At 53.3% G+C, this 23,561-nt stretch carries 17 protein-coding genes and 4 pseudogenes; all 21 read left to right on the top strand.

Translation table 11 applies throughout. The features are described 5' to 3' along the window. Positions 1–328 precede the first annotated feature (328 nt). A complete protein-coding gene (gene mazG / locus XI25_RS02500; RefSeq protein WP_046677224.1) occupies positions 329–1,840 on the top strand; it encodes a nucleoside triphosphate pyrophosphohydrolase in 1,512 nt (503 codons plus the stop codon). 167 nt (positions 1,841–2,007) lie between these two features. Beyond that, positions 2,008–2,281: pseudogene (locus XI25_RS02505) on the top strand (HU family DNA-binding protein). Further along, positions 2,281–2,559, top strand: coding sequence for an RNA-binding S4 domain-containing protein (locus tag XI25_RS02510; protein WP_046677225.1), 279 nt, complete (start codon positions 2,281–2,283; stop codon positions 2,557–2,559). The pseudogene XI25_RS02505 and the gene XI25_RS02510 overlap by 1 nt, the downstream one beginning before the upstream one ends. A 223-nt stretch (positions 2,560–2,782) precedes the next feature. Further along, positions 2,783–3,064, top strand: a complete 282-nt coding sequence (gene yabP, locus XI25_RS02515; protein ID WP_046677226.1) for a sporulation protein YabP — start codon at positions 2,783–2,785, stop codon at positions 3,062–3,064. Beyond that, a complete protein-coding gene (yabQ, locus tag XI25_RS02520; protein ID WP_046677227.1) occupies positions 3,061–3,630 on the top strand; it encodes a spore cortex biosynthesis protein YabQ in 570 nt (189 codons plus the stop codon). The genes yabP and yabQ overlap by 4 nt, the downstream gene beginning before the upstream one ends. 12 nt (positions 3,631–3,642) lie before the next feature. After that, entirely contained in the window at positions 3,643–3,984 is a 342-nt protein-coding gene (locus tag XI25_RS02525; RefSeq protein WP_046677228.1) for an FtsB family cell division protein, read from the top strand. A gap of 209 nt (positions 3,985–4,193) precedes the next feature. Next, positions 4,194–4,676, top strand: a complete 483-nt coding sequence (locus XI25_RS02530; RefSeq protein WP_046677229.1) for a S1 domain-containing RNA-binding protein — start codon at positions 4,194–4,196, stop codon at positions 4,674–4,676. Positions 4,677–5,023: 347 nt separating this feature from the next. Beyond that, positions 5,024–7,536: pseudogene (gene spoIIE / locus XI25_RS02535) on the top strand (stage II sporulation protein E). A 243-nt stretch (positions 7,537–7,779) separates the two neighbouring features. Next, positions 7,780–8,520 carry a vWA domain-containing protein gene (locus tag XI25_RS02540; RefSeq protein WP_046677230.1) on the top strand — a complete coding sequence of 247 codons (741 nt, stop codon included), beginning with the start codon at positions 7,780–7,782 and terminating at the stop codon, positions 8,518–8,520. Continuing rightward, a complete protein-coding gene (locus XI25_RS02545) occupies positions 8,504–9,415 on the top strand; it encodes a serine/threonine protein kinase (RefSeq protein ID WP_046677231.1) in 912 nt (303 codons plus the stop codon). Before XI25_RS02540 ends, XI25_RS02545 begins: the two co-directional genes overlap by 17 nt. A gap of 127 nt (positions 9,416–9,542) precedes the next feature. Continuing rightward, positions 9,543–10,982, top strand: a complete 1,440-nt coding sequence (gene tilS, locus XI25_RS02550) for a tRNA lysidine(34) synthetase TilS (RefSeq protein WP_046677232.1) — start codon at positions 9,543–9,545, stop codon at positions 10,980–10,982. Positions 10,983–11,040: 58 nt separating this feature from the next. Then, complete coding sequence (gene hpt / locus XI25_RS02555) at positions 11,041–11,580, top strand: hypoxanthine phosphoribosyltransferase (RefSeq protein ID WP_046677233.1); 540 nt, start codon at positions 11,041–11,043, stop codon at positions 11,578–11,580. Positions 11,581–11,680: 100 nt separating this feature from the next. Next, positions 11,681–13,742 (top strand): annotated as a pseudogene (gene ftsH / locus XI25_RS02560) (ATP-dependent zinc metalloprotease FtsH). A gap of 268 nt (positions 13,743–14,010) precedes the next feature. Continuing rightward, positions 14,011–14,949 (top strand): quinolinate synthase NadA, encoded by a 939-nt coding sequence (nadA, locus tag XI25_RS02565; RefSeq protein WP_046677234.1) that lies wholly within the window; start codon positions 14,011–14,013, stop codon positions 14,947–14,949. Between the two features lie 37 nt (positions 14,950–14,986). Further along, entirely contained in the window at positions 14,987–16,603 is a 1,617-nt protein-coding gene (nadB, locus tag XI25_RS02570) for an L-aspartate oxidase (RefSeq protein WP_046677235.1), read from the top strand. Continuing rightward, positions 16,593–17,468 (top strand): carboxylating nicotinate-nucleotide diphosphorylase, encoded by an 876-nt coding sequence (nadC, locus tag XI25_RS02575; RefSeq protein WP_046677236.1) that lies wholly within the window; start codon positions 16,593–16,595, stop codon positions 17,466–17,468. The genes nadB and nadC overlap by 11 nt, the downstream gene beginning before the upstream one ends. Further along, positions 17,465–18,229 (top strand): type III pantothenate kinase, encoded by a 765-nt coding sequence (locus XI25_RS02580; protein WP_046677237.1) that lies wholly within the window; start codon positions 17,465–17,467, stop codon positions 18,227–18,229. The genes nadC and XI25_RS02580 overlap by 4 nt, the downstream gene beginning before the upstream one ends. Before the next feature lie 125 nt (positions 18,230–18,354). Further along, positions 18,355–19,239, top strand: a complete 885-nt coding sequence (gene hslO, locus XI25_RS02585; RefSeq protein WP_046677238.1) for an Hsp33 family molecular chaperone HslO — start codon at positions 18,355–18,357, stop codon at positions 19,237–19,239. 22 nt (positions 19,240–19,261) lie between these two features. After that, entirely contained in the window at positions 19,262–20,212 is a 951-nt protein-coding gene (locus XI25_RS02590; RefSeq protein ID WP_046677239.1) for a peptidyl-prolyl cis-trans isomerase, read from the top strand. A gap of 351 nt (positions 20,213–20,563) precedes the next feature. Then, positions 20,564–21,502, top strand: coding sequence for a cysteine synthase A (gene cysK, locus XI25_RS02595; RefSeq protein WP_046677240.1), 939 nt, complete (start codon positions 20,564–20,566; stop codon positions 21,500–21,502). 412 nt (positions 21,503–21,914) lie between these two features. Further along, positions 21,915–23,557, top strand: a pseudogene (locus tag XI25_RS02600) (anthranilate synthase component I family protein). The last annotated feature ends 4 nt before the right edge of the window (positions 23,558–23,561 follow it).

Consider the following 23,561-nt stretch of genomic DNA (forward strand, 5'->3'; position numbering starts at 1 on the left):
CCGCCGCCAGCCTGGCCGGCGTGGCGGCGGGAAGCGGCGCCTTCCTGGCGGGCGCGCGCTCACGAAGCTCCTCACGGAGGAGGAGCTTCTCCTGCTGCCGAAGGTCGGCAGGCCGTTGGCCGCGCTGCTGCGGGCGCTGCGTCTGCTGCGCTGACCTGCGGCTTGCTGACGGGAGGCCTTTTAGCCCCAATGCTGCAATCGAAGATTCCCGGACGCCGTTATCTCCAGCCCGGGCGGAAAACCTGTCCGCGTGAGATGTCGCGCCGACTGTGATATAGTATGTACGACAACACCGCCTGTACGGGCGGACGAAGAGCGGAGGAAGCATATGAGTGCAGCCATCACAGTTGTCGGCCTCGGCTCGGGAAATCCCGACCGGCTGACCCTGGGCATTATGAAGACACTGCAGCGCGCAACCAAGGTGTATGTGCGCACCTTGTCCCACCCGGTCATAACGGCGCTTCAAGAGCAGGGAATGGTCATGGAATCATTCGATCATGTCTATGAGAGCCATGACACCTTCCCGGAAGTGTATGACCATATCGCTTCCGCTTTGATCGAGTCGGCCCGGTCGGCATCGGACGGAGAAATCGTCTATGCTGTTCCGGGACACCCGATGGTTGCGGAAGCCACCGTCCGGCTGCTTCGGGAGCGCTGTCCGGAGCGGGAGGTATCGCTGACGGTGCTTGGCGGGGAGAGCTTCCTCGACGAAGCCTTCGTCCGCCTGGGATTCGATCCGATCGAAGGCTTTCAGCTACTCGATTCGGCCGGGCTTTCAAGCCATCTGATCCAGCCGCAGCTGCATACGCTGATTGGGCAGGTGTACGACATGTTCACCGCCTCGGAGGTCAAGCTGGCGCTGATGGAGATTTATCCGGCCGAATACGAGGTCGTCGTGGGACATGCCCTCGGCGTGGAAGGCGAGGAGTCCATTGTCCGCGTGCCGCTTTATGAGTTGGACCGGATCCAGGGCTACGGTAATTTGTCGCTGATTTACGTTCCCCGGAGCGATGACGAGCAGCTTCGGCGGCGGAGTTTCGCCCGCCTGCATGAAATCGTCGGCATTCTCCGGAGTCCCGAGGGCTGTCCTTGGGACCGCGAGCAGACCCACGAGTCCATCCGCAAAAATCTGATCGAGGAAACGTACGAGGTCCTCGAAACGATCGACGAGGATGATCCCGAGCATATGCAGGAGGAACTTGGAGACCTGCTGCTTCAAATCATGCTTCATTCGCAGATGGAAGAAGAGGCGGGTACCTTTACGGTCTATGACGTAGTTCAAGGGCTGAATGACAAGCTGATCTTCCGCCATCCGCACGTGTTCGGGGAAAATTCCGCGAAGGATGCGGAAGCCGCGCTGCAGAACTGGGAGCAGATGAAAGCGGAGGAGAAACGCCGAAAAGGGGCCGATCCGGAGAAAGCATCCGCCCTGGACGGCATCCCGCGCGACCTGCCTGCGCTGATGAAGGCGTACAAGCTGCAGAAGAAAGCATCCAAGGTCGGCTTCGATTGGGACGACATCCAAGGGGTGTTCGACAAAATAAAGGAAGAACTCGCCGAGCTGCGCGAGGCCGTGGCTGAAGGCCAAGCGCCGGAGAAACAGGCTTTGGAGCTGGGCGATTTGCTCTTCGCCGCCAGCAATGCCGCCCGGTTTATCCAGGCTGATCCCGAAGAGGCGCTCTCCCGGACCAACCGCAAATTCATCGAGCGGTTCCGATACATTGAGGAGCAGCTTGCCGCCCGGGGAAAGCGGGTCCAAGACAGCTCCTTGGAGGAAATGGAAGAGCTGTGGCAGTCGGCCAAAAGCCACGCTCTATCGGATGAGAGCGAAAGCCGCTAAAAAAAAGGACACTTTTTTGCCGAAATAATAAAAAAAATAGGGTGACGCGGCAGGAATTCCGCAAGGAATCCAGAATATCCATTAAGGTGAACTGCGGCTTATTTTGGATTTTTCCTGTCGCTATACCGCAATCTTTTACTTTTTCGAACATTGGGAGGATTTAATTCATGAACAAAACAGATCTGATCAACAACATTTCCAGCAAAAGCGGATTGACTAAAAAAAGACGTGGAAAACGTTTTGAACGGTTTCCTTGGCGAAATCACGGACGCTCTCGCTAGCGGCGACAAAGTGCAACTGATCGGCTTCGGTACATTCGAAACCCGCAAGCGTGCAGGCCGCACGGGCCGCAACCCGCAAACCGGCAACACCATCGAAATCCCCGAGTCCAACGTTCCTGCATTCAAAGCGGGCAACAAACTTAAAGAAGCCGTAAAATAATGCGCGTCGATAAATTCCTTAAAGTATCAAGGTTAATCAAGCGGCGTACCGTAGCGAAGGATGTATCGGACCAAGGGCGGGTGCTGATCAACGGCCGCGAGGCCAAGCCGAGCAGCACGGTCAAGGTGGGCGACGAGATCACGGTCCAATTCGGCCAGAAGCTGGTCACAGTCCGCGTCGAGCGTCTTGCCGAGACGACCCGCAAGGATGAGGCGGCAAGCCTCTATGCCTTGGTTAAGGAAGAACCGATTGTCAAAGATAACGGATTGGATTGGTAAGTTGATCCGTTAAAGAAGCACTCTCCCTGCAGTGGGAGGGTGCTTTTTTTGTGCATCAAAAAATGAAGCATACGGTTTCGGTTATGCCTGCCTAAATATATTCGTGAGAGAAGCGCCATCGTCCCATACATAGCGCGACGGAATACTTGATGGGAGATCCCCGGTACGGTTCTAAAGAGGTGTTTGGCCCCATAAGCTATTGTTAAAAGGAGGGGTACATGCCATGATCGACCAAGGGAAGGGCAAGTTTCATGACCTGCGGATGCAAAATCGCAAGCTGCTGGATATTACCGGCGTGCAAAACGTGGAAAGCTTCGATAGCGAAGAGTTTCTGCTGCAGACCGAGCTCGGGCATCTGACCATCCGGGGGCAAAATTTACATATTAAAAATCTGAGCCTGGAAGAGGGGATCCTGTCCATCGAAGGACTTGTTCACTCCCTCATCTATCTGAATCCCGGACACCAGGTTAAAAATAAAAGCCTCCTCGGCAAGCTGTTTAAATGAATCCGCAGATGCAATGGATTACGCTGTTCTGGATGCTGTGCTCCGGAGCGGCGATGGGACTGGCCTATGACAGCTACCGGGTGCTGGCGGGCCAGCTCCGCTTCCCGAGATGGTCTCAGCATGCCCTCGACCTGATGTACTGGATCGCCGCAGCGCTGTTCGTCTTTCGCATGCTGTATGTCACCAACTACGGGCAGCTGCGATTTTACGTGTTTGTAGGGCTGTTTTTGGGGGTTTGGATCTATTTTTTATTATGGAGTGTCATAACCAGGCGTTTTGTGGTAATGTTAGTTCAGGCGGCAAAAGGATTGCTGTCCATTTTGACGACTTTGTTTCGCGTATTGGTGTGGAATCCGGTCAAAGGCATCCTGAAGCTGCTCAAAGGGATGGCCAAGCTGTTATGGAAAATGGTCATGTTCCTGCTGCGTTTCGTGCTTCAATGCTTAAGGCCGTTTTGGAGACTTCTCAAGTGGATGCTTTCGCCGATAATTTCCAGGATGAGGATGCCCGCTTGGGCTCGGCGCTGGAGCGATAAGGTTATAAAGGCGTGGAAACGCTGGTTTTAGGAGGAATGGGTCATGGGCAGATTTGCTGAACAACCGAAGCAGGCTCCCATAAAGACAGCGAAGAACAAGGGCACATTGCGGCGCAGAAGAATGTATATGGCCGTGATGTCGCTATTTTTGGTCTGGGCAGGTTCAACCCTGTGGTCCCAGCATGTCCAAATCCAGAACCGCGGCGAAACGCTGGCAGAAAAACGCATCGAGCAGAAAACCTCACAGGATTCCTGGAACAAATTAAACGAAGAAGTAGAGCGCTTGCAGGATCCGGAATATATCGGCCAGATCGCCCGTAAAAAATTCGGGCTCTATCCGCCGAACGAGATTCCCATTATCCAGCCTCAGGATCCGGGCAAATAATGGCGGAAAAGCCATGACATACGTCTGTTGACCTCTTTTGGGTCATTGGGTATAATCAAATCACCACAGCGCGTTTTTATAAAAAATATAAGAAGGTATAAGATTCTTGTACTTGCCTTATATTTCTCGCAGAAGCGCCTATCGTCCTTTTCAAAAAGGCGTTTCTACTTGCGTGACTGTATATTTTTAAGGGAGGATCATTTTATTCTATGGCAATTGAAGTGGGCACCAAGTTAGAGGGCAAGGTGACAGGCATAACGCATTTTGGAGCATTTGTGGATCTGTCAGGAGGTGTCACGGGTCTCGTTCACATCTCGGAGATCGCCGACAACTACGTTAAGGATGTCAACGATCACTTGAAGATCAACGATGTCGTTACCGTGAAGGTGATTAATGTCGACAAGGACGGCAAGATCGGTCTTTCGATCAAGCAGGCCGTCGACAAGCCGGCTTCCGAAAGTCGTCCACCCCGCGGACCAAGACCGGAACGCAGTGGCGGCGGAGACCGATTCGGAGGAGGCGGCGGAGGATTTAACCGTGAACGCGGCGGACGCCCGTTTAAGCCTGCGGCCAGCAAGCCTTCATTTGAGGATAAAATGTCACGCTTCCTAAAAGATAGTGAAGAACGAATTTCTTCGCTGAAGAAGAATACGGAGGGCAAACGCGGAGGACGCGGCGCCAAACGGATGTAATTCGATAAAATATAAAGCAACCGCAGAGGGAAATTGCCTTCTGCGGTTTTTTTGTCAGTTGATACAAAGGTGCGACAGGTTCCTACGAGATTTCCGTCGGCGAAACGGCATTTCAAGAAAATGCCGTCGCGTGGATTCGGGAAAACGATTATCCAAAAAGTGGTTATTTAAACCATGGAAATGGGAATGGATCAAGGGATAAAGGGCCTTTTCCCGAGGTTTCGCAAGGCAAGGCTTTTTTGTCGGAAATTTCTTTTGGGCTTGTCCGGTGTTCTGACAAACTTTCTCAATCCGCGCTTTTATAATGGGACCTACAAATAAATTCGTGAAGAATGGGGTGCCAGGTGATGGAAAAGAGGAATTTGGTTATGTTTCCGGGGACAGGGTCGGCGAAAGGGAGGAGCGGGAGCGATACGTGCCCGCTTGGCGGAACGTTTCGGGCAATTGTCTTTTGTGAAGCGTCCCATCGAACTGCTGGCCGCGAAGAAATGGATGATTCTGCTGACCTTTATGGGCTTTTTGCTTGGACGGGCAACGATCCTGGAAGAACTTTCGCCATTTGCGGCCGCGTTCTTTGCGGTCATTGCATTTATGCGGAGGGATTACATGGTTCAGGTTGGAATTGCGGTGATGGCGGGAAGCCTGTTTGCGCCCTATCCCAACGCGCTCATGATTCCGGCGGAGCTCATCATTTTTTTATTTCATCCTCCGGGGGCTTGAAACGTATGAACGGGCTGAAATCTCCTACGCGCCGATGATGGTGTTTGTTTCCACCTTTGTGGTCAAACTGTTCGGCCTGTTGGTCGGACCGTCCATGTCCTGGTACTCCATGATGATGCTGACGCTGGATGCGGTGCTCAGCTTTGTTTTAACCCTCGTATTCATTCAAGCCATTCCGGTGTTTACGTTTCGCAAGAAAAATTATGCGTTGAAAAACGAGGAGATTCTCTGCCTGATCATTTTGCTGGCCTCCGTCATGACCGGTGCGGTAGGCTGGACGGTGCAATCGCTGTCCGTGGAGCATGTGTTGTCACGATACCTGATTTTGCTGTTTGCGCTTGTAGGAGGCGCTCCCCTCGGAGCTTCCGTCGGCGTTGTGACTGGTCTCATCCTAAGTTTGGCCGACATTTCGGCCTTTGCCCAGATGAGCCTGCTAGCCTTCTCCGGCATGCTGGCGGGAATGCTCCGCGAAGGGAAGAAAGCCGGAGTTTCGCTCGGCATGCTGCTGGGCGCGACGATTCTTTCCGTTTATTTCAACCGTCCGAATGAAGTTATCGTTTCCACCTGGGAAACCTGCGTGGCGATCGGATTGTTCCTGATCACCCCTAAAGGCGTTATGCAAATGATCGGCAAATATGTCCCGGGCACCCAGGACCATGCCAAGTCGCAGCATGAATACGCCAAACGGGTCCGTGATCTGACGGCAGACAGGGTGACGCAGTTCTCGCGGGTGTTCCGCCAGCTGTCGCAAAGCTTTGGCCAGGCAACGGGTACGATGCAGCCGCCGGGCAAACAGGCGGAGGAGATGAATCATTTTATGGATGCGGTTGCAGAAGGGACCTGCGTTGCCTGCTTCAAGCGGAACCATTGCTGGGATGCAAAATTTTATCAAACTTATAAATATATGACGGATATGATGACTTCTATCGAAGCAAATCCGGAGATGGAAGTGAAGGACCTGCCTCCGGAATGGGATAAAATATGCGCCAAAAAAGGGGAAGTGCTTGAGGTGCTCAAGCAGCAATATCACCTTTACCAACATGATATGCAGTGGAAGCGCCAGATATTCGACAGCCGGCATCTCGTGGCCGAGCAGCTGTCCGGCGTTTCCCAGGTCATGGAGGATCTAGCCCGGGAGATCAAGAGGGAAAGCCAGACCATGCACATTCAGGAGGAGCAAATCCGGGAAGCGCTGCAGCAGCTCGGTTTATCGGTGCAAGGGATCGATATTATCAGTCTGGATTCCGGACACGTGGAAATCGAAATCATCCATGCGTATACGCGGGGGTATGACGAATGCCGGAAAATTATCGCTCCGATGCTTTCGGATATTATAGGCGAGCATATCGCCGTCGTGGAGGAAACGATGACCCATCCCCGTGACGGTTTGGCCACCGTGAGGTTTGGGTCCGCGAAGACGTTTGAGATCACGACAGGAGTGGCGGCGGCAGCCAAGGGAGGGGATTTGCTGTCGGGAGACAGCTTCAGCACGGTCGAGCTCGGAAACGGAACGTTTGCGGTCGCTTTAAGCGACGGAATGGGCAACGGGGAACGGGCGAGGCTTGAGAGCAGCTCGGCGCTCAGTATTTTGGAGCAGCTGCTGCAGTCGGGAATGGATGAGAAGCTGGCGATCAAATCGGTCAATTCGATCCTGATGCTGCGTTCGCCGGATGAAGTCTATGCCACGGTGGATATGGCCCTGATCGATCAATATACGGCCCAAACGACATTCATGAAGATCGGTTCTACGCCGAGTTTTATAAAGCGGGGGAATGAAGTGATTCCGGTAACCGCCAGCAATCTGCCGATCGGCATTATTCAGGATATCGAAGTGGATTTCGTCTCCCTTCAGCTTCAAGCCGGCGATGTGCTTATTATGATGACGGACGGAATTTACGATGCCCCCGGGTATGCGGTTAATAAAGAGCTTTGGATGAAACGGATCATTCAAGAGGTGGATAGCACGGATCCGCAGGAAATTGCGGACTGCTTGCTGGAGAAGGTCATCCGGTATCAGCAAAATCAAATTCATGATGACATGACGGTCGTGGTCGGGCGCGTGGATCACTTCCATCCCGAGTGGGCGAATGTGCATGTACCGGGTTTTGCAAGAATGGAACGGCCTCGTACCGTCAGTTAACAAGGGAAGCAAGAAATGTCCAATATAATCTTGGAAGGAGGATTTAGCTTTTACGATAGCCCGGGAATGCCGGTGCACCGAATCTCATTCATTATTTTGAGTGGAGCGATTTCAAAGCCGATTCTACTTGAATACCTCTTAAACTTCCGGCCTATTCTTTCATTTATCGTTTGAACTCTCTAAAAAAAGGGAATACTAGGGACATAGACGATAGTTATGAAGAGTAACGGGAGGTAACGGGATATGAGACAGATACTGCTCATTACGGACGGATGCTCCAACGTTGGGCCCAGTCCGGTTATGGCTGCGGCCCATGCGCGGCAGGAAGGGATTACCGTTAACGTGGTAGGCGTGCTAGACTACGGAACGATTGGCGAGCTGGGCGGATTTGAAATTCAGGAAATCGCGAAAGCCGGCGGGGGGCTGCATCAGATTGTCGGCACGCCGCAGCTGGCCCGGACGATGCAGATGATGACCCGGAAAACGGTGGTACAAACGATACAGCAGGCGGTGAACAAGGAAATCCAGCACATCCTGGGCGGCGGTACGCTGGAGGAGCTTCCCCCCGATAAACGGGCCCAGGTCGTGGAGGTCGTGGACGAGCTTGCGGAGACCTCTTCGCTGCAGGTGGCTCTCTTGATCGATGCCAGCGCGAGCATGAAGCCCAAGCTGGGGGCCGTGGAGGAAGCGATCCGTGATCTGATGTTAAGCTTAAAAGCGCGCACAGGCGAAAGCCGATTGTCGGTATTTCACTTTCCGGGACGCGGCAGCGGGGAAGACATTGTGAAGGATGTGGACTGGACGGAAGATCTTGACGGCGCGAGGGGATTGTTCGGCCGCCTTCAGATGAGAGGAGCGACACCGACGGGGCCGGCACTGCTAAAGGTGATTGATTATTACCGATATGGTACACTAGAAGGTAATCAATCATGGCAGGGATCTTCCGGCCAAGAGGAAGGGATGCTCGGTGACTACGTTGTCTGATCCCGGTTATCCGCCGGGAACCGTGATCACGGGGAAGTGGCGGAAAGGCCGATACATCGTGGAGCGGATGTTAGGCAAAGGGGCGAACGGCAGGGTCTATCTGGTGCAGCGCCCTGGACGTTCGGAGCGTTATGCCTTGAAAATCGGGTTTGATGCGTTGGATCTTCAATCGGAAATCAATGTACTGAGCACGCTTAAGGAGCAGATGCCGGATCATTATCTGGTCGAGGCGGATGATCATCAGGACGGGAGCGGGGATGTTCCGTTTTACGTCATGCGTTACGTGGAGGGAACCCAGCTTCAGCGATTTATCCGGGCCCGCGGCAGGGAGTGGCTTGGGCTCGTGGGATTGAAGCTTTTGGAGCGGCTCGTGGCTCTGCACGGATCCGGTTACGTTTTTGGCGATTTGAAGCCGGAAAATGTAATGGTATCGGCCTATGGCCGCGTGGAGCTGATCGATTACGGCGGAGTCAGCGCCATCGGACGCAGCGTAAAACAGTTTACGGAATGGTACGACCGCGGCTATTGGAATGCCGGCAGCCGAACCGGCGATGAGGCGTATGACTTGTTCTCGTTTGCCGTGATGTGCATACAGCTGCTGGACGAGCAGTCTTTGAGGGCGGCATCGGCACAGCTGCCCCAAATTCGCAGCGTTGCCGATTTGCAGACTGTACTGCGAAAGAACCCGCAGCTAAAACCTTACTCAGGCTGGCTGAGCAAAGCCCTTGCGGGCGGATTCGCAAACTCACGGGAAGCGCTGAACGTTTGGAAGCATACCGTCTATGCTCCGCCCCGGGCCAAGGGACGGGAAAAGACGCCTCGGTGGCTGAAACGTTCCTTCGTCCTGTCGATTGTTGTTTTGGGAGCTGCGGTATACTTATTTTTGACAACATAGTTTTATTGCGGCGAAGCAGAGCTTTTTTTTTCATCGAAGCTATCGACAAGGACGCGGAGTCGTTTATGCTTGTTCGCAGCGGGCAATAACCATCAAGAAGCCCGGCACTATAAAGGGGAAGAGGACTTTGGAACAGGATTATCTGAAATCGTTAGTCACACATGTTGAAGATACAGCCGAAGAACACGGGCTCTGGTCCCCGGGAGACATTATCATTGTCGCCGTATCCGGCGGTCCGGATTCGGTCGCGCTTCTGCATGTTCTCCATGCGATTTCAATGAAGTCCGTACCGCTTAAGCTGGTTTGCGCGCATGTCCATCACGGCTTCCGCCGGGAATCGGACGATGAGGCGGAGATGGTACGGGGGCTTGCGGCAAGTCTGGGAGTTCCTGTGGAGACGGCACTTATCGACGTTCCGGCTTATATGGAGGAAAGCGGAAAAGGCAAGCAGGAAGCAGCAAGGGATAAACGTTACGAATTTCTGTTTGCAACGGCGGAAAAATACGGAGCGTCCTCCATTGCCTTGGCCCATCATGCGGACGACCAAGCCGAGACGGTTTTGATGCGGCTTTTGCGGGGGAGCGGCCCATCGGGGCTTGCAGGCATGAAAATCAAAAGATTCTATAAAAACATGAAACTGATCCGCCCGTTTCTTCGTATTAACAAGACGGACTTGATCCGTTTATGCGATGGACGCGGCTATCCTTATGCGGTCGACTCCAGCAATTTGCAGACCAAGTACCACCGAAATGCCATTCGGCTCGAGGTGCTTCCTTTTTTGGAAAAATACAATGGGCGGATTTCCAGCTCGCTTAATCAATTGGCTGAAGTGGCCGGTGTGGAAGATGATTACATGGAGCTTGCGGCAGAGGACGTTTATCGCTCCCTTGTCCGCGAGATCGATGGAAGGCTCGCTTTTGACGCGCCTTCCTTTTTGGGCTTACATGTCGCTTTACAACGACGTTTGATTAAACTAATATTAAATTATCTGTCGTCAGACCCGGAGATCGCCGATTTTACCAAGATTGAATTGGTGCGTCGTGGTATAACGCGAGAAGACCGGAGGAATTGGAGCCTGGATTTAGGAGGAGGCTTAACCTGTGTATGCGAATACGGCCAGGTAAGCTTTTTATCTCAGTCTCCTGGGGGACAGGAGAACTACATATATCGCCTGCATTCCCCGGATGAACCCGACCTGGTTTTGACGGAAATCGGAAAAGTTTTGAAACTGGAGCGGATGGATGGGAAAGAGGCGAGGGGCGGCGAGAAGCTGCCTCCCGGCGAAGCGTCCTTTGACGCGGACCGTCTCGTTTTTCCTTTAACCGTTCGCTGCAGACAGCCTGGGGACCGGATGAAGATCATGGGATTAAACGGCAGCAAAAAGGTTAAAGATATTTTCATCGATGAGAAAATTCCGCCGTCTGTCCGTTCATTCATCCCGATGATATGCGATGGTTCTGGAAGCATCATTTGGATTCCGGGTGTAAGACGCTCTGTTCACGCCGTTGTTGGGCGGCATACAACCAACATTCTCCGCATGAGGCTCGTGGATGCGGAGAAAGCGTAAAATGGGCATCCCCCGTTTTGCGCTTTCATAGTATAAACACGTAGGAGGTTCGCTCAAGTTGCAGAATGACATTCAGGAAGTACTCATCAGCGAAGAAGAAATACAGGCTAAAATCAAGGAATTGGGGCAAAAACTCAGCGCAGAATATGAAGGACGCGATCCTTTGGTGATTTGTGTGCTCAAGGGTGCGTTTATTTTTATGGCTGATTTGGTTAAGAACATTACGGTGCCTATGGAGCTGGACTTTATGGCGGTGTCAAGCTACGGCGCCTCCACGAAATCATCCGGCGTGGTAAAAATCATCAAGGACCTCGATCAGTCGGTTGAAGGCCGGGACGTCCTGATTGTCGAAGACATCATCGACAGCGGCCTGACGCTGAGCTATCTGATCGATCTGCTTGAAAACCGTAAGGCGAAGTCGGTATCGGTGGTTACGCTGTTTGACAAGCCGGCCCGTCGGACGGTCGACCTGCAGGCGGATTATACGGGCTTCGTCCTTCCCGACGCATTCGTTGTAGGTTACGGCCTGGATTACGCCGAGCATTACCGGAACCTCCCCTACATCGGGATTTTGAAACCGGAAATTTACAGTAATTAATACCGCGCCGGATCGCCGATCCCTGCCCTATCCCGTTTTGTTGAGATAGTCAGACAGGCTGTGGTAAAATATCTTATGTGTCTTTGAGAGGAGGTAGGGGATGAATCGGTTCATCCGGAATTCTGGTTTTTATTTAATTCTATTTTTAGTCGTGGTGGGCATCGTACAATTCGTTACCAATGGCAACGAAGTAGCCGATACCCCTAGGTATGATCAGCTGCGGCAGGAAATCAAGGCCAACAACATTAAAGAAATCACGGCTCAATTTGACGGTTACGCATACCTTGTGACCGGTAAATATAACAAGACCACGAGAGAGGATCAGTCTGAGAACTTCTCGACCTATATCCCGGCAACGGATGCGGCGATAGATGAACTCGTTCAGGCGAGCGAGAAGAACGGCATCGCTTTCAACGTCAAGAAAATGGAAGGCCAGAGCATCTGGCTGACGCTGTTGACGTCCTTTATACCGCTCGTGATTATGTTTATCCTGTTCTTCTTCCTGTTTAATCAGGCACAGGGCGGCGGCGGCAAAGTCATGAACTTCGGCAAGAGCCGTGCCCGGTTATATAATGAAGAGAAGAAGAAGGTTACGTTTGAGGACGTGGCCGGAGCCGACGAAGAGAAGCAGGAGCTTGTCGAGGTCGTCGACTTCCTGAAGGACCCGCGGAAGTTCAATACGGTTGGAGCCCGCATTCCTAAAGGCGTGCTGCTTGTGGGACCTCCGGGTACCGGCAAAACCCTCCTTGCGCGTGCGGTTGCAGGCGAAGCGGGTGTACCGTTCTTCAGCATCTCGGGTTCCGATTTCGTTGAAATGTTTGTCGGTGTCGGTGCTTCCCGCGTACGGGACCTGTTTGAAAATGCGAAGAAGAATGCTCCATGTATTATTTTCATTGACGAGATCGATGCTGTCGGCCGTCAGCGCGGCGCCGGACTCGGCGGCGGGCATGATGAGCGCGAACAAACGCTGAACCAGTTGCTCGTTGAAATGGACGGATTCGGAGCCAACGAAGGCATTATTATCGTGGCTGCCACAAACCGCCCGGATATTCTTGACCCTGCCCTGCTTCGTCCGGGACGTTTTGACCGCCAGATTACGGTTGACCGTCCGGACGTGAAGGGACGCGAAGCGGTGCTGAAAGTACACGCGCGCAACAAGCCGCTGACGACGGACGTTAAGCTTGACGTTATCGCCAAGCGGACTACCGGATTTACGGGCGCGGATCTGGAGAACCTTCTGAACGAAGCGGCTCTCCTTGCGGCACGCCGCAACCGGAAAGACATTTCCATGCAAGAGGTGGACGAAGCCATCGACCGCGTCATCGTCGGCACGGAGAAACGCAGCCGCGTGATCAGCGATCGTGAAAAGCGGATTGTCGCTTACCATGAAGCAGGTCATACCATCGTTGGCTACTTCCTCGAACATGCCGATATGGTACACAAGGTTACGATCATTCCGCGTGGACGCGCGGGCGGATATGTCATCATGCTTCCTAAGGAAGACCGCATGCTTGTGACCAAGCAGGAGCTTCTGGATCGCGTAACCGGCTTGCTTGGCGGACGGGTTGCGGAAGAGCTGTTTATCGGTGAAATCGGAACCGGGGCGTACAGCGACTTCCAGCAGGCTACAGGCATTATCCGCAGCATGATCGTGGAATACGGCATGAGTGAAAGACTCGGACCGATGCAGTTTGGCACATCCCAAGGACAGGTGTTCCTGGGCCGCGACATCGGACACGAGCAAAACTACAGCGATCAGATCGCTTATGAAATCGACCAGGAAATGCAGCGTTTCATCGGCGAATGTTACGAGAAGTGTAAACAGCTGTTGACCGAACATTCCAAAGAAGTTCATCTGATTGCGAATACCCTTCTCGAAAAAGAAACGCTCGAGCTGGAGCAGATCAAGCAACTGATCGAGACCGGTTCTGTTGACGGGGGGGGCTGGAGAAAGCGGTCAAGGACCTTCCGAAAACGGCGAGCCGGTGATTGATAACATCGGGGATGTCCGCGTACGCATTCAGGGCAAAGACGAAGACGAACGCCCAAGCGCACCGGGGGAAATTCCAAACAATCCGATGGATCGTCAGGATGCTGAGACCAAGGATCCGGACGGCAAGCTTCCTCCAGGGGGCTCGGACAACGGCAGCGGATTATCTTGAGTGATGGATTGTCTTCTTAGGGGACAACGATAAACTTAAAAATCAGTGCAAATTACCGCTATAAGCGAATAAAAACAAAGAACCGGAGAACAATAATTCGTTTTCCGGTTCTTTTTGTGCTTCTTGTCACATTGACAGTCATGGTAACCTTGTGTACATTAAGTGGTAAACAACAGGTGCTTCCTTTCACAAGGAGACAGGGTGTGCCTGTGGAACTGTTAACCGCGGTCTTTTCGGGACTGCAATATATAAGGGGAGAGGGTCGCTCGTGGAAGCTTTGGCGCTGGAGCGTAAAGCGGAACAAAATCGTAAATTGCGCGAACGTTTGATGGAGTTGAAGAAGGAACGCAATGCCATTATTTTGGCTCATTATTATCAGCGGGATGAAATTCAAGAGGTTGCCGACTTTCGGGGAGACTCGTTTTTGTTGGCCCAGAAGGCTGCTCAGACGGATGCGGATGTGATTGTCTTTTGCGGAGTGCATTTCATGGGGGAGAGCGCGAAAATCTTGGCTCCGGGCAAAACGGTTCTGATCCCGGATGAGCGGGCGGGCTGTCCGATGGCGGACATGGTTAACGTCGACGGATTGCGCAAGCTGAAAGCACAGCATCCGAACGCCAAGGTGGTCACCTACATCAACTCTTCTGCGGACATCAAAGCGGAAACCGATATTTGCTGCACATCTTCAAATGCTGTCAAGGTCATTCAATCCGTCGACTCCGATGAAATCATTTGGGTACCGGACAAAAACCTGGGTCACTATGTTCAGCAGCATACCGATAAGAAAATGATCATCTGGGAAGGCTACTGCAACACGCATGACATGCTGACCGTCAAAGATGTGATGGAGATGAAAGCGAAACATCCTAACGCCGAGTTCGTCGTTCATCCGGAGTGCCGTCCCGAGGTTGTGGCCATGGGCGATTTTGTCGGCAGCACGACTGCCATCCTGGAATATTGCAAGCAATCATCCGCCAAGGAATTCATTGTCGGCACGGAGGACGGGACCGGTTACCAGCTTCGACTGGACAGTCCGGATAAAACGTTCCACTTTGCAACCAAGTTTCTTGTGTGTCCGAATATGAAAGTGAATAATCTTAAAAAACTGGTCAAATGCCTGGAGACGATGAAACCGCAAATTTATGTGCCGCCGGTCGTCGCCGAAAAAGCCAGAACCTCCTTAGAGCGCATGTTACAAGTTAAGTAGCATGCGCTACTCTTCGCTAAAAGACAGGTGAGTCATCGTGATACCTCAGTATTTGATCGATTTTAAGCTGCAGGATTTGCCGGTGGTGGAAACGGACGTCATTGTGATCGGGTCGGGAATTGCAGGATTGTATACAGCGATCGATATGAGTTGCGACCGTCGGGTTCTTTTGATTACGAAAAAAACGCTGTTGGAGAGCAATACGCGTTACGCGCAGGGCGGCATTGCGGCTGTCACAGCAGAGGATGATTCCCCTCTCTACCATCGGCAGGATACGCTGCTTGCAGGTGCCGGACTGTGTTCCTCGGCAGCGGTGGATGTTCTGGTTCATGAAGGCCCCGAGGGGGTTCAGGAGCTGATCCGGCTCGGCACCGCGTTCGATGAGGAGAATGGGGTTCTCGCTTTAACCAAGGAAGGAGCCCACAGCCACCGGCGAATATTGCATGCGAATGGGGACGCGACCGGTCATGAAATCGTCCGTGCCCTGTCGATGCGACTGGAATTGCATCCGCAGGTGGAAGTATGGGATGATCATTTTGTCATCGACCTGATCACCCGGGATCAGGAATGCTTGGGTGCCCTCGTGCAGATGCCTGACGGCGGCCGCGTATTTGTGCGCGGGCAGGCGACCGTGTTATGTTCCGGAGGGGCGGGACAGCTGTATCGGTATACAACGAATCCCGAGGTCGCCACCGCGGACGGGATTGCCATGGCCTATCGCGCGGGGGCTGAAATCAGGGACATGGAATTTATCCAGTTTCATCCGACGGCGCTCAGCTACCCGGGGGCTCCGCGGTTTTTGATCTCGGAGGCCGTTCGGGGAGAAGGGGCCTATTTGCGGAATATTAAAGGCGAGCGGTTCATGCACCGCTACCACGAGCTGCTGGAGTTGGCACCCCGGGATATCGTGGCTCGGGCCATTGTGAGCGAGATGGAAGAGACCCGCTCCACGTTTGTGTATCTGGATATTACCCACGAGTCGCCGGAAATGGTGAAGCACCGTTTTCCGACCATATATGAAACATGCATGCGATACGGGCTCGATTTAACGTCCGACTGGATTCCGGTATCTCCCGCTGCACACTATATGATGGGAGGCGTGAAAACGGATCTTCATGGCGAGAGCAGCATTTCCCGCCTGTTTGCCTGCGGAGAAGTGTCTTCAACCGGTGTCCATGGCGCGAACCGGCTGGCGAGCAATTCTTTGTCAGAGGCGGTTGTGTATGGACGGCGGATTGCCATGCGCATCCGGGAGCTTGCGAAAAGCGCCACGAAGGCGGCGCCGGATGCTTTCAGCCTGGACCGGAAGGAAGTCTCGTCACAGCCGATTGTCGAGCGGCGGCTTAAGCTGCAAAAGGTGATGGTGCGGTATGCAGGTCTGCGGCGGAGCCGCGAGATGCTGCTGAGGGCGGCCGAAGAGCTGAACCGTCAGCTTCCGCTCTTTCACTCGGTTCTAACCAAACGTGAGGAGTACGAATTCGCCAATATGCTTACAAGCTCGCTGCTTGTCATTAATGGAGCCTGTACAGGGAGGAAAGACCGGGGAGCACACTACCGGGAAGACTTCCCGCTGCGGGATGATGAAAGATGGCGCAAACATATCGTTCACGTCCGCGATCAAGGAATGATGGAGGAAATCAGTGATGATGTTTAACGGATATAATGAAAGCCTGGCGGAGAGCATCCGGCAATGGTTGCGTGAGGATGTCGGCTCCGGGGATATTACGACCGCGACGACGATCCCGCAAGGACATGAATCCAAGGCGGTCATTCATGCGAAAGAGGCAGGGGTCGTTGCCGGCATGCCGGCGGCAGAGCTCGTATTTACGTTGGTGGATCCCGCCCTCTCCTTTAAAGCGCTGGTCCGGGACGGGCAGCGTGTAGAGAAGGGGGAAATATTGGCGGAGGTTGAGGGCAGCACGCATCGGATTCTGACCGGCGAACGCTTGGCTTTAAATCTCCTGCAGCGGCTCTCCGGCATTGCCACCAAGACGCGGGCTTTCGTGGATGCGCTGGAAGGACTGCCGACAAGGCTTGTGGATACCCGGAAAACCACGCCGGGACACCGGATGCTCGAAAAATACGCGGTTCGCGTCGGCGGGGGAGCAAACCACCGTTTCGGGCTTTATGACGCGGTGATGATTAAGGATAATCATATTAAAGGCGCCGGCGGGATTACCGAGGCCGTGAGCCGCTCCCGGAGCAGCATCCCGCATACGATGAAAATCGAAGTGGAAACCGAAAGCCTTGCGCAGGTGGAAGAGGCACTCGCTGCGGGCGCCGACATCATTATGCTCGACAACATGGAACCGGACCTTATGGCGGAGGCGGTGCGCGGGATCAAAGCGAAGTCCCCTCATGTCACGACCGAAGCCTCCGGAAATGTGACCCTTGATACCGTCCGTACGATCGCGGCCACGGGAGTGGACGTAATTTCGGTAGGACGGTTGACGTATTCTTTTAACAGCCTGGATATCAGCCTGGATTTAAACGCCAAGAAAGGAGGCGGAGCTTCATGATTCTCGTCGTAGACGTCGGAAATACCAACATCGTGTTGGGAATGTACAAAGGCAAAGAGCTTCTTCACCATTTCCGGATCAGCACCTCCCGGCAATCCACGGTAGATGAGTATGGGGTACTGATTCATAATTTGTTTCAAATGTCCGATATATTGGTAAGCGAGATTGAAGGGGTCATCGTCTCTTCCGTTGTTCCGCCGCTCGTGGGAGTGGTTGAGGAAATGTGTCACAAGTATATCAAGCGGTCCCCTCTGATCGTGGGCCCTGGCATCAAGACCGGCCTTAACCTGCGATACGAAAATCCGAGGGAAGTCGGTGCGGACCGCATCGTTAACGCGGTTGCTGCCGTCGAGCAGTACGGAGGTCCGCTGATCGTGGTGGATTTCGGTACGGCGACGACATTTGACTGCATCGACCATCTCGGCAACTACCTCGGGGGAGCGATCGTTCCGGGAATCGGCATTGCGACTGAGGCGCTGGTTCAGCGCGCATCCAAGCTGCCGCGGGTCGAGCTTGAGAAGCCGAAAAAGGTGATTGGACGCAATACGGTTCATGCCATGCAGGCGGGAATCATTTTCGGTTATGCCGGACAGGTGGACGGACTCGTCAAACGTATAAAAGCCGAGATGGGAACGGACAATGTTAAAGTTATCGCTACCGGCGGATTAGCCGAGTTGATCGCAAGCGAATCCGATTCCATTGATAAAATCGATCCGCTTCTTACGCTGGAAGGCCTGAGAATTATTTACGAGCGCAATTAATGGAATCCGATGGCAAAAAAAATGTCCGGATGGTGAAACAAACGGACCGCGAGAAGAGTTATATACAATAGGAGGACAACAACTTCCTCAACTCACAACAACGAGATAGACAAGGAGGCTGTAAGATGGATAACCACAAGGACCGCATCCTCCGGGGAACGGCGATGGGGGGCAAAGTTCGTGCTTTTGCCGTACATTCGACGAACCTGATCGAGGAGCTGCGGCGCAGACATGACACTTTTCCCGTCGTAACAGCCGCTTTGGGACGTACGGTCTCTGCTGCTGCCATGATGGGCGCGATGCTGAAAGGGGAAGAGCGCCTGAGCATTCAAGTGCGCGGCGACGGTCCGATCGGACTCATTGCCGCCGAGGCGAATGGGCACGGAGAGGTTCGGGGGTATGTCAATAATCCGCATGTGGAAACGACAAACATCCGCCCGGGCAAAATGAATGTAGCCGCTGCCGTCGGCACGACAGGCTATATCCATGTCATTAAAGACCTTGGACTGAAAGAGCCGTACCGGGGAAGCGTACCGATTATTTCCGGCGAGCTAGCCGAGGACTTTACGTACTATTTTGCCGTGTCCGAACAGACCAATTCAGCCGTCAGCCTTGGCGTTCTGGTATCTCCCGACTACAGCGTGGCGAACGCCGGCGGATTTATCATCCAGCTGCTGCCGGGGGTATCCGATGACGAGATTAGCGAACTCGAAAAGGCAATCAGCGAAATTCCACCGATAACGACCCTTTTGGAAGAAGGATTGGAATTGGAGGATATTTTGCGCCGTCTGCTGCCCGATGTAACGATTTTGGAAGAGACCGAAATCCGTTTCCACTGTGACTGCTCCCATGAGCGTGTGGAGGGCGCGCTGATCAGCATGGGACAGGAAGAGCTGGAACAGATGATCAACGAGGACCATCAGGCGGAGGTTACCTGTCATTTTTGCAACGAAGTGTACCATTATGATGAAGAGCAGTTAAGAGCCGTGTTAGAGCGGGCCAAAAATTAAGTATTGGGAATGAGCAGCCGTAATGACGAGACAAGAGAAGGGACTGTGGGTAACCGTCATTGTCTTGACAGCAGTTGTCCTGTTTATGGGGAGCTGGATGCTGTTCTCCGGGGTTCTTTTTCAGGATGCGAAGAAAGAACCTGAAGTAGATTCCCTGGCAGTCGCATCCGTGCAGGACAGGGCGATTACCGAAGAAGAGTGGACGAACGAGCTGAAGAAGAGGTACGGCAGCGAAGTGCTGATGACGATGATGAACCGTCAGGTCGTGGAGCTGGAGGCCCAAGCGGCCGGGATAAAGGTCAGCCCGGAAGAGGTTGAACGCGAATTGGATCGGATCGGACAAGGTTATGGCTCGAAGGAACGGTTTTTGCAAGAGATGCAGGAACAGCTGGGTCTTACCGAGGATATGCTGAGAGCTGAAACCGAGTACAGGCTCACCCTTGAAAAAATAGCCACAGCCGACATTCGAATTGACGAGGCTGAAATCGACAGCTATCTGAACGAGCATCCGGATCAATTCCGTCCCCAAAAGCAGCTGGACCTTTCGTTCATCAAGGTTGCTTCCGAGAGCGAAGCGGAAGAGGTTATGGACCGTTTGGAGAACGGCGAGGACTTTGCAGCCCTTGCCGAAGAGGTGTCGATCGATGAATATACAAGGGACTACGGAGGCCGGATCGGGTTGGTGGAGGAGGATGATCCTTTTCAGCCGGCTGCCCTGATGGAAACGGCAAGAACCCTGAGCAAGGGGGACATTGCCGGGCCGATTCGGCTGGAGGACGGATATGCCGTCGTATATGTTCATGATATTATCGTTCCGGAGACATTGGATGAGCAGTTGGTCCGCGAGGCGGTTCGAAAGCAGCTTGCTCTGGAGCAGGCGGCATCGTTGTCGGAGCTCGAAAGCCGGCTGAGGGACAAGTATGCCGCCCGCATGGTGGCCGGAATCCCCGGAAAACCTCTGGATCACAAGTAAGGATGACGCCGTGTTCCTTTTTCGAAGGACAAAGGTGCTTTTTGCAAAATAGAATGCTTTTCAAATAAAACAGGTCTTTGCGGCGGAATGATTCCCCGGCTGCAAAGGCCTGTTTTTACGTCGTTAAAAAAAATAATCCTGCTCCCAAATGGAAAGAGTGTACTTGTTATTGACACGGAGATTGAAGCTTGATAAGATGAATGTAATTAAAAACCTAGCGATTTACTCGGATATTAAACTGACATAAATAAAAGAGCCCTGTTGATAAACAGGGCAAGACCCGGCGCAAAACTCTTGCATCCCAGAATACCGGATTGTAAACATCATCTATATATCAGGGAGGGCTTCATTATGGCTAAGGTAGTAAACAACGTAACAGAGTTAATCGGAGAAACACCGCTTGTCCGTCTGAATCGGATCGTTCCCGAAGACAGTGCGGATATTTTCCTGAAGTTGGAATATCAAAATCCCGGTTCCAGCGTTAAGGACCGGATTGCCGTCAGTATCGTGGAAGAGGCGGAGAAGGAAGGCCGGTTAAAGCCCGGCGATACGATTGTCGAAGCGACAAGCGGCAATACGGGGATAGGCTTGGCCATGGTAGCCGCGGCTAAAGGCTATAAAGCCGTCATCGTGATGCCGGAAACCATGAGCTTGGAACGCCGCAACCTGCTGCGTGCCTACGGGGCGGAGCTGGTGCTAACCCCCGGAGCGGAAGGCATGAACGGTGCCGTCAAGAAAGCGGAGGAACTGCTGCGGGATAACCCGGATTATTTTATGGCAGAGCAGTTCAAGAATAAGGCTAACGTGAAAATCCACCGTGAGACGACCGGTCCCGAAATCGTGGAAGCCATTCGGTCCGTTGGAGGAACGCTTGACGCTTTTGTTGCAGGGATCGGTACAGGGGGCACGATTACCGGCGCCGGGGAAGTGCTGAAAGAAGCATTCCCCGAGGTGAAGATTTATGCGGTAGAGCCGGCGGCTTCTCCTATTTTGGCGGGAGGCAAGCCGGGACCGCATAAAATTCAAGGGATCGGAGCAAACTTTATCCCGGAAATTTTGAACCGGGAAATTTACGATGAAATCATCCATGTAGAGAATGACGATGCGTTTGAAACGGCCCGCCTTGTAGCCAAAGAGGAAGGCATTCTCGCAGGCATTTCCTCGGGAGCAGCGGTTCACGCGGCGCTGAAGGTAGCCAAGGAACTGGGCAAAGGCAAACGCGTGGTTGCCATCATCCCGAGCAACGGGGAGCGTTACCTGAGCACGCCGTTGTACAATTTTGAAGCCTGATCTTATATCATCTTCCAGTTCCCTGGTTTATTATGCAGCCCTCAATGTTACCAAGCATTGAGGGCTTTTTAGATCGGATGGAATTTTTGGGTATCCGTAAGTTATCCGCTAAATGCGGTCTGTCTTCAGAGAAAGTACGTCGATAGACGTTTTTCTCTTAGAGATAAGAAAGTATAACCCCCAAAGGTTTGCTTCCCTTATCTCGCAAGAAAAACTTCCGCTAAATGCGGTCTGCCTTCAGAGAAAGTACGTCGATAGACGTTTTTCTTATGCCTTTGGTAATTTTCGCGGGATGGGACATTTTATAGGTATACGGATTATAAGCGGCTTACATTTCGGGGTTTTCAAGCGGGACCGGATGCAGTATACTGACAGGCAACAGACAGGCTTACGGTGACAAAGGAGGACAGGCATGGAGAGAACAACGGAGCTGGCCGAGTGGCTGAAGTGGGTGGATGAAGGCTGGTCCATGCTGCCCTATCTGGTGAAGTTTCGGGGATCGAGGGAGGGGCTTCCGACTACCTGGAAAAAAGCATGGCAGACGGCTTCTCCGTACGCCTTCGTATTGGAGAGCGGCAAGAGCGGAAGATACACTTACCTTGGATTGGAGCCGGTATCGGTATTAACCGGGAAAGGGTATGAGGGGAGCGTAACGGATCTTGGTACCGGGCGAACGCAGAAGTTGAACGGCAGGCCGCTTCGGCTCCTTGAGGATTGGATGAATGGTTTCCGTTCGCCCCGGATACCGGATTGGCCGGATTTTCGCGGTGGTTGCGCCGGTTTTCTTGGTTATGATGTAATCCGTTCGCTCGAAGAGCTGCCGACTCTGGCACGTGATGACGCCGGGTTTCCCGATTACCTGTGGATGCGTATGGAGGAAATCTGGATATATGATCATGCGGAGCAGGCGGTATACTGCTCCATTTATGTACCATGGGAGCCGCATGGCAACGTGGATAAGGCAATTCCTGCACCTGCCAAGACGAGGTCCGGGGCAGGGGCGGAAGCTACCGGTTCGGCCGCTCGGAAGTCCGACACTCCGGAACGATTGGAAGAACTGTTTCGAGAAACCGAAGCAAGGGCGAAAGGCATGATGGCCCGATGGAACGCTCTGTTTGGCGGTCAAGACGCAGATGAGTCCCGGGAATTATCGGCCAGGAAAAAGAAAGCGGAGTTGTTGCTCAGCCCGCATGTAGAGGGCTGGGATCGGCTGCAGAGCGATTTTTCGCAGGAAGATTTCGAGGGCGCCGTCCGGTCTATTCAGGAATATATTCGCCAAGGAGACGTGTTTCAGGTCAATTTGTCGCTCCGGCGGCATATGAAGCTTCATTCCCATCCCGCCGATGTATACGAATGGCTGCGGCTGCTTAACCCTTCGCCTTATATGGGTTACATCGCCTCTCCAGGTTTCTCGCTGGCGAGCGGCTCCCCGGAGCTGCTCATTAAGCTTGACGGAGACCGGGTATCCGCAAGGCCGATTGCCGGTACGCGCCGCCGGGGCTCCGGACCGGAGGAGGACGCCGCCATGGAAGCGGAGCTCCTGCAGACGGAAAAAGAGCGTGCCGAACATATTATGCTGGTTGATCTCGAACGGAATGATATTGGACGGATCGCCGCATACGGCACGGTGCATGTGCCCGAGCTGATGACGTCGAGCGCTACTCCCATGTCATGCACCTTGTCTCGCAGGTTGAGGGAAGGTTGGCCGAGGGGAAACAGGCTTATGACGTGATCGCCGCCGCTTTTCCGGGCGGCACGATTACCGGAGCGCCGAAGATCAGGACGATGGAGATTATTGAAGAGCTCGAACCGGTTACCCGCGGGCCTTACACCGGCTCGATGGGCTGGATCGACTATAACGGCGATATGGAGCTGAACATTATTATACGGACCTTGGCCGTTCAGGATGGCATTGGCTATATCCAGGCGGGAGCCGGCATTGTGATCGATTCCGATCCATACAGGGAATACCGCGAATGCCATAATAAAGCGAAGGCGCTGATCGCAGCCTTGATGTGCAGTGAAGAAGAAGCCGGCCTTACGGCCGCAACATAGGGGG

This window comes from Paenibacillus sp. DMB20 (genome assembly GCF_000987955.1).
In the GTDB taxonomy this organism is placed as follows: Bacteria; Bacillota; Bacilli; order Paenibacillales; family Paenibacillaceae; genus Paenibacillus_AQ.

Coding starts and splice junctions, on each gene's coding strand:
- XI25_RS02530 (WP_046677229.1), top strand. CDS start 4,194: ATGGCAATTGAAGTGGGCACCAAGTTAGAGGGCAAGGTGACAGGCATA.
- yabP (WP_046677226.1), top strand. CDS start 2,783: ATGATCGACCAAGGGAAGGGCAAGTTTCATGACCTGCGGATGCAAAAT.
- XI25_RS02580 (WP_046677237.1), top strand. CDS start 17,465: ATGATTCTCGTCGTAGACGTCGGAAATACCAACATCGTGTTGGGAATG.
- cysK (WP_046677240.1), top strand. CDS start 20,564: ATGGCTAAGGTAGTAAACAACGTAACAGAGTTAATCGGAGAAACACCG.
- XI25_RS02590 (WP_046677239.1), top strand. CDS start 19,262: ATGACGAGACAAGAGAAGGGACTGTGGGTAACCGTCATTGTCTTGACA.
- nadC (WP_046677236.1), top strand. CDS start 16,593: ATGATGTTTAACGGATATAATGAAAGCCTGGCGGAGAGCATCCGGCAA.
- XI25_RS02510 (WP_046677225.1), top strand. CDS start 2,281: ATGCGCGTCGATAAATTCCTTAAAGTATCAAGGTTAATCAAGCGGCGT.
- mazG (WP_046677224.1), top strand. CDS start 329: ATGAGTGCAGCCATCACAGTTGTCGGCCTCGGCTCGGGAAATCCCGAC.
- hslO (WP_046677238.1), top strand. CDS start 18,355: ATGGATAACCACAAGGACCGCATCCTCCGGGGAACGGCGATGGGGGGC.
- XI25_RS02525 (WP_046677228.1), top strand. CDS start 3,643: ATGGGCAGATTTGCTGAACAACCGAAGCAGGCTCCCATAAAGACAGCG.
- yabQ (WP_046677227.1), top strand. CDS start 3,061: ATGAATCCGCAGATGCAATGGATTACGCTGTTCTGGATGCTGTGCTCC.
- XI25_RS02540 (WP_046677230.1), top strand. CDS start 7,780: ATGAGACAGATACTGCTCATTACGGACGGATGCTCCAACGTTGGGCCC.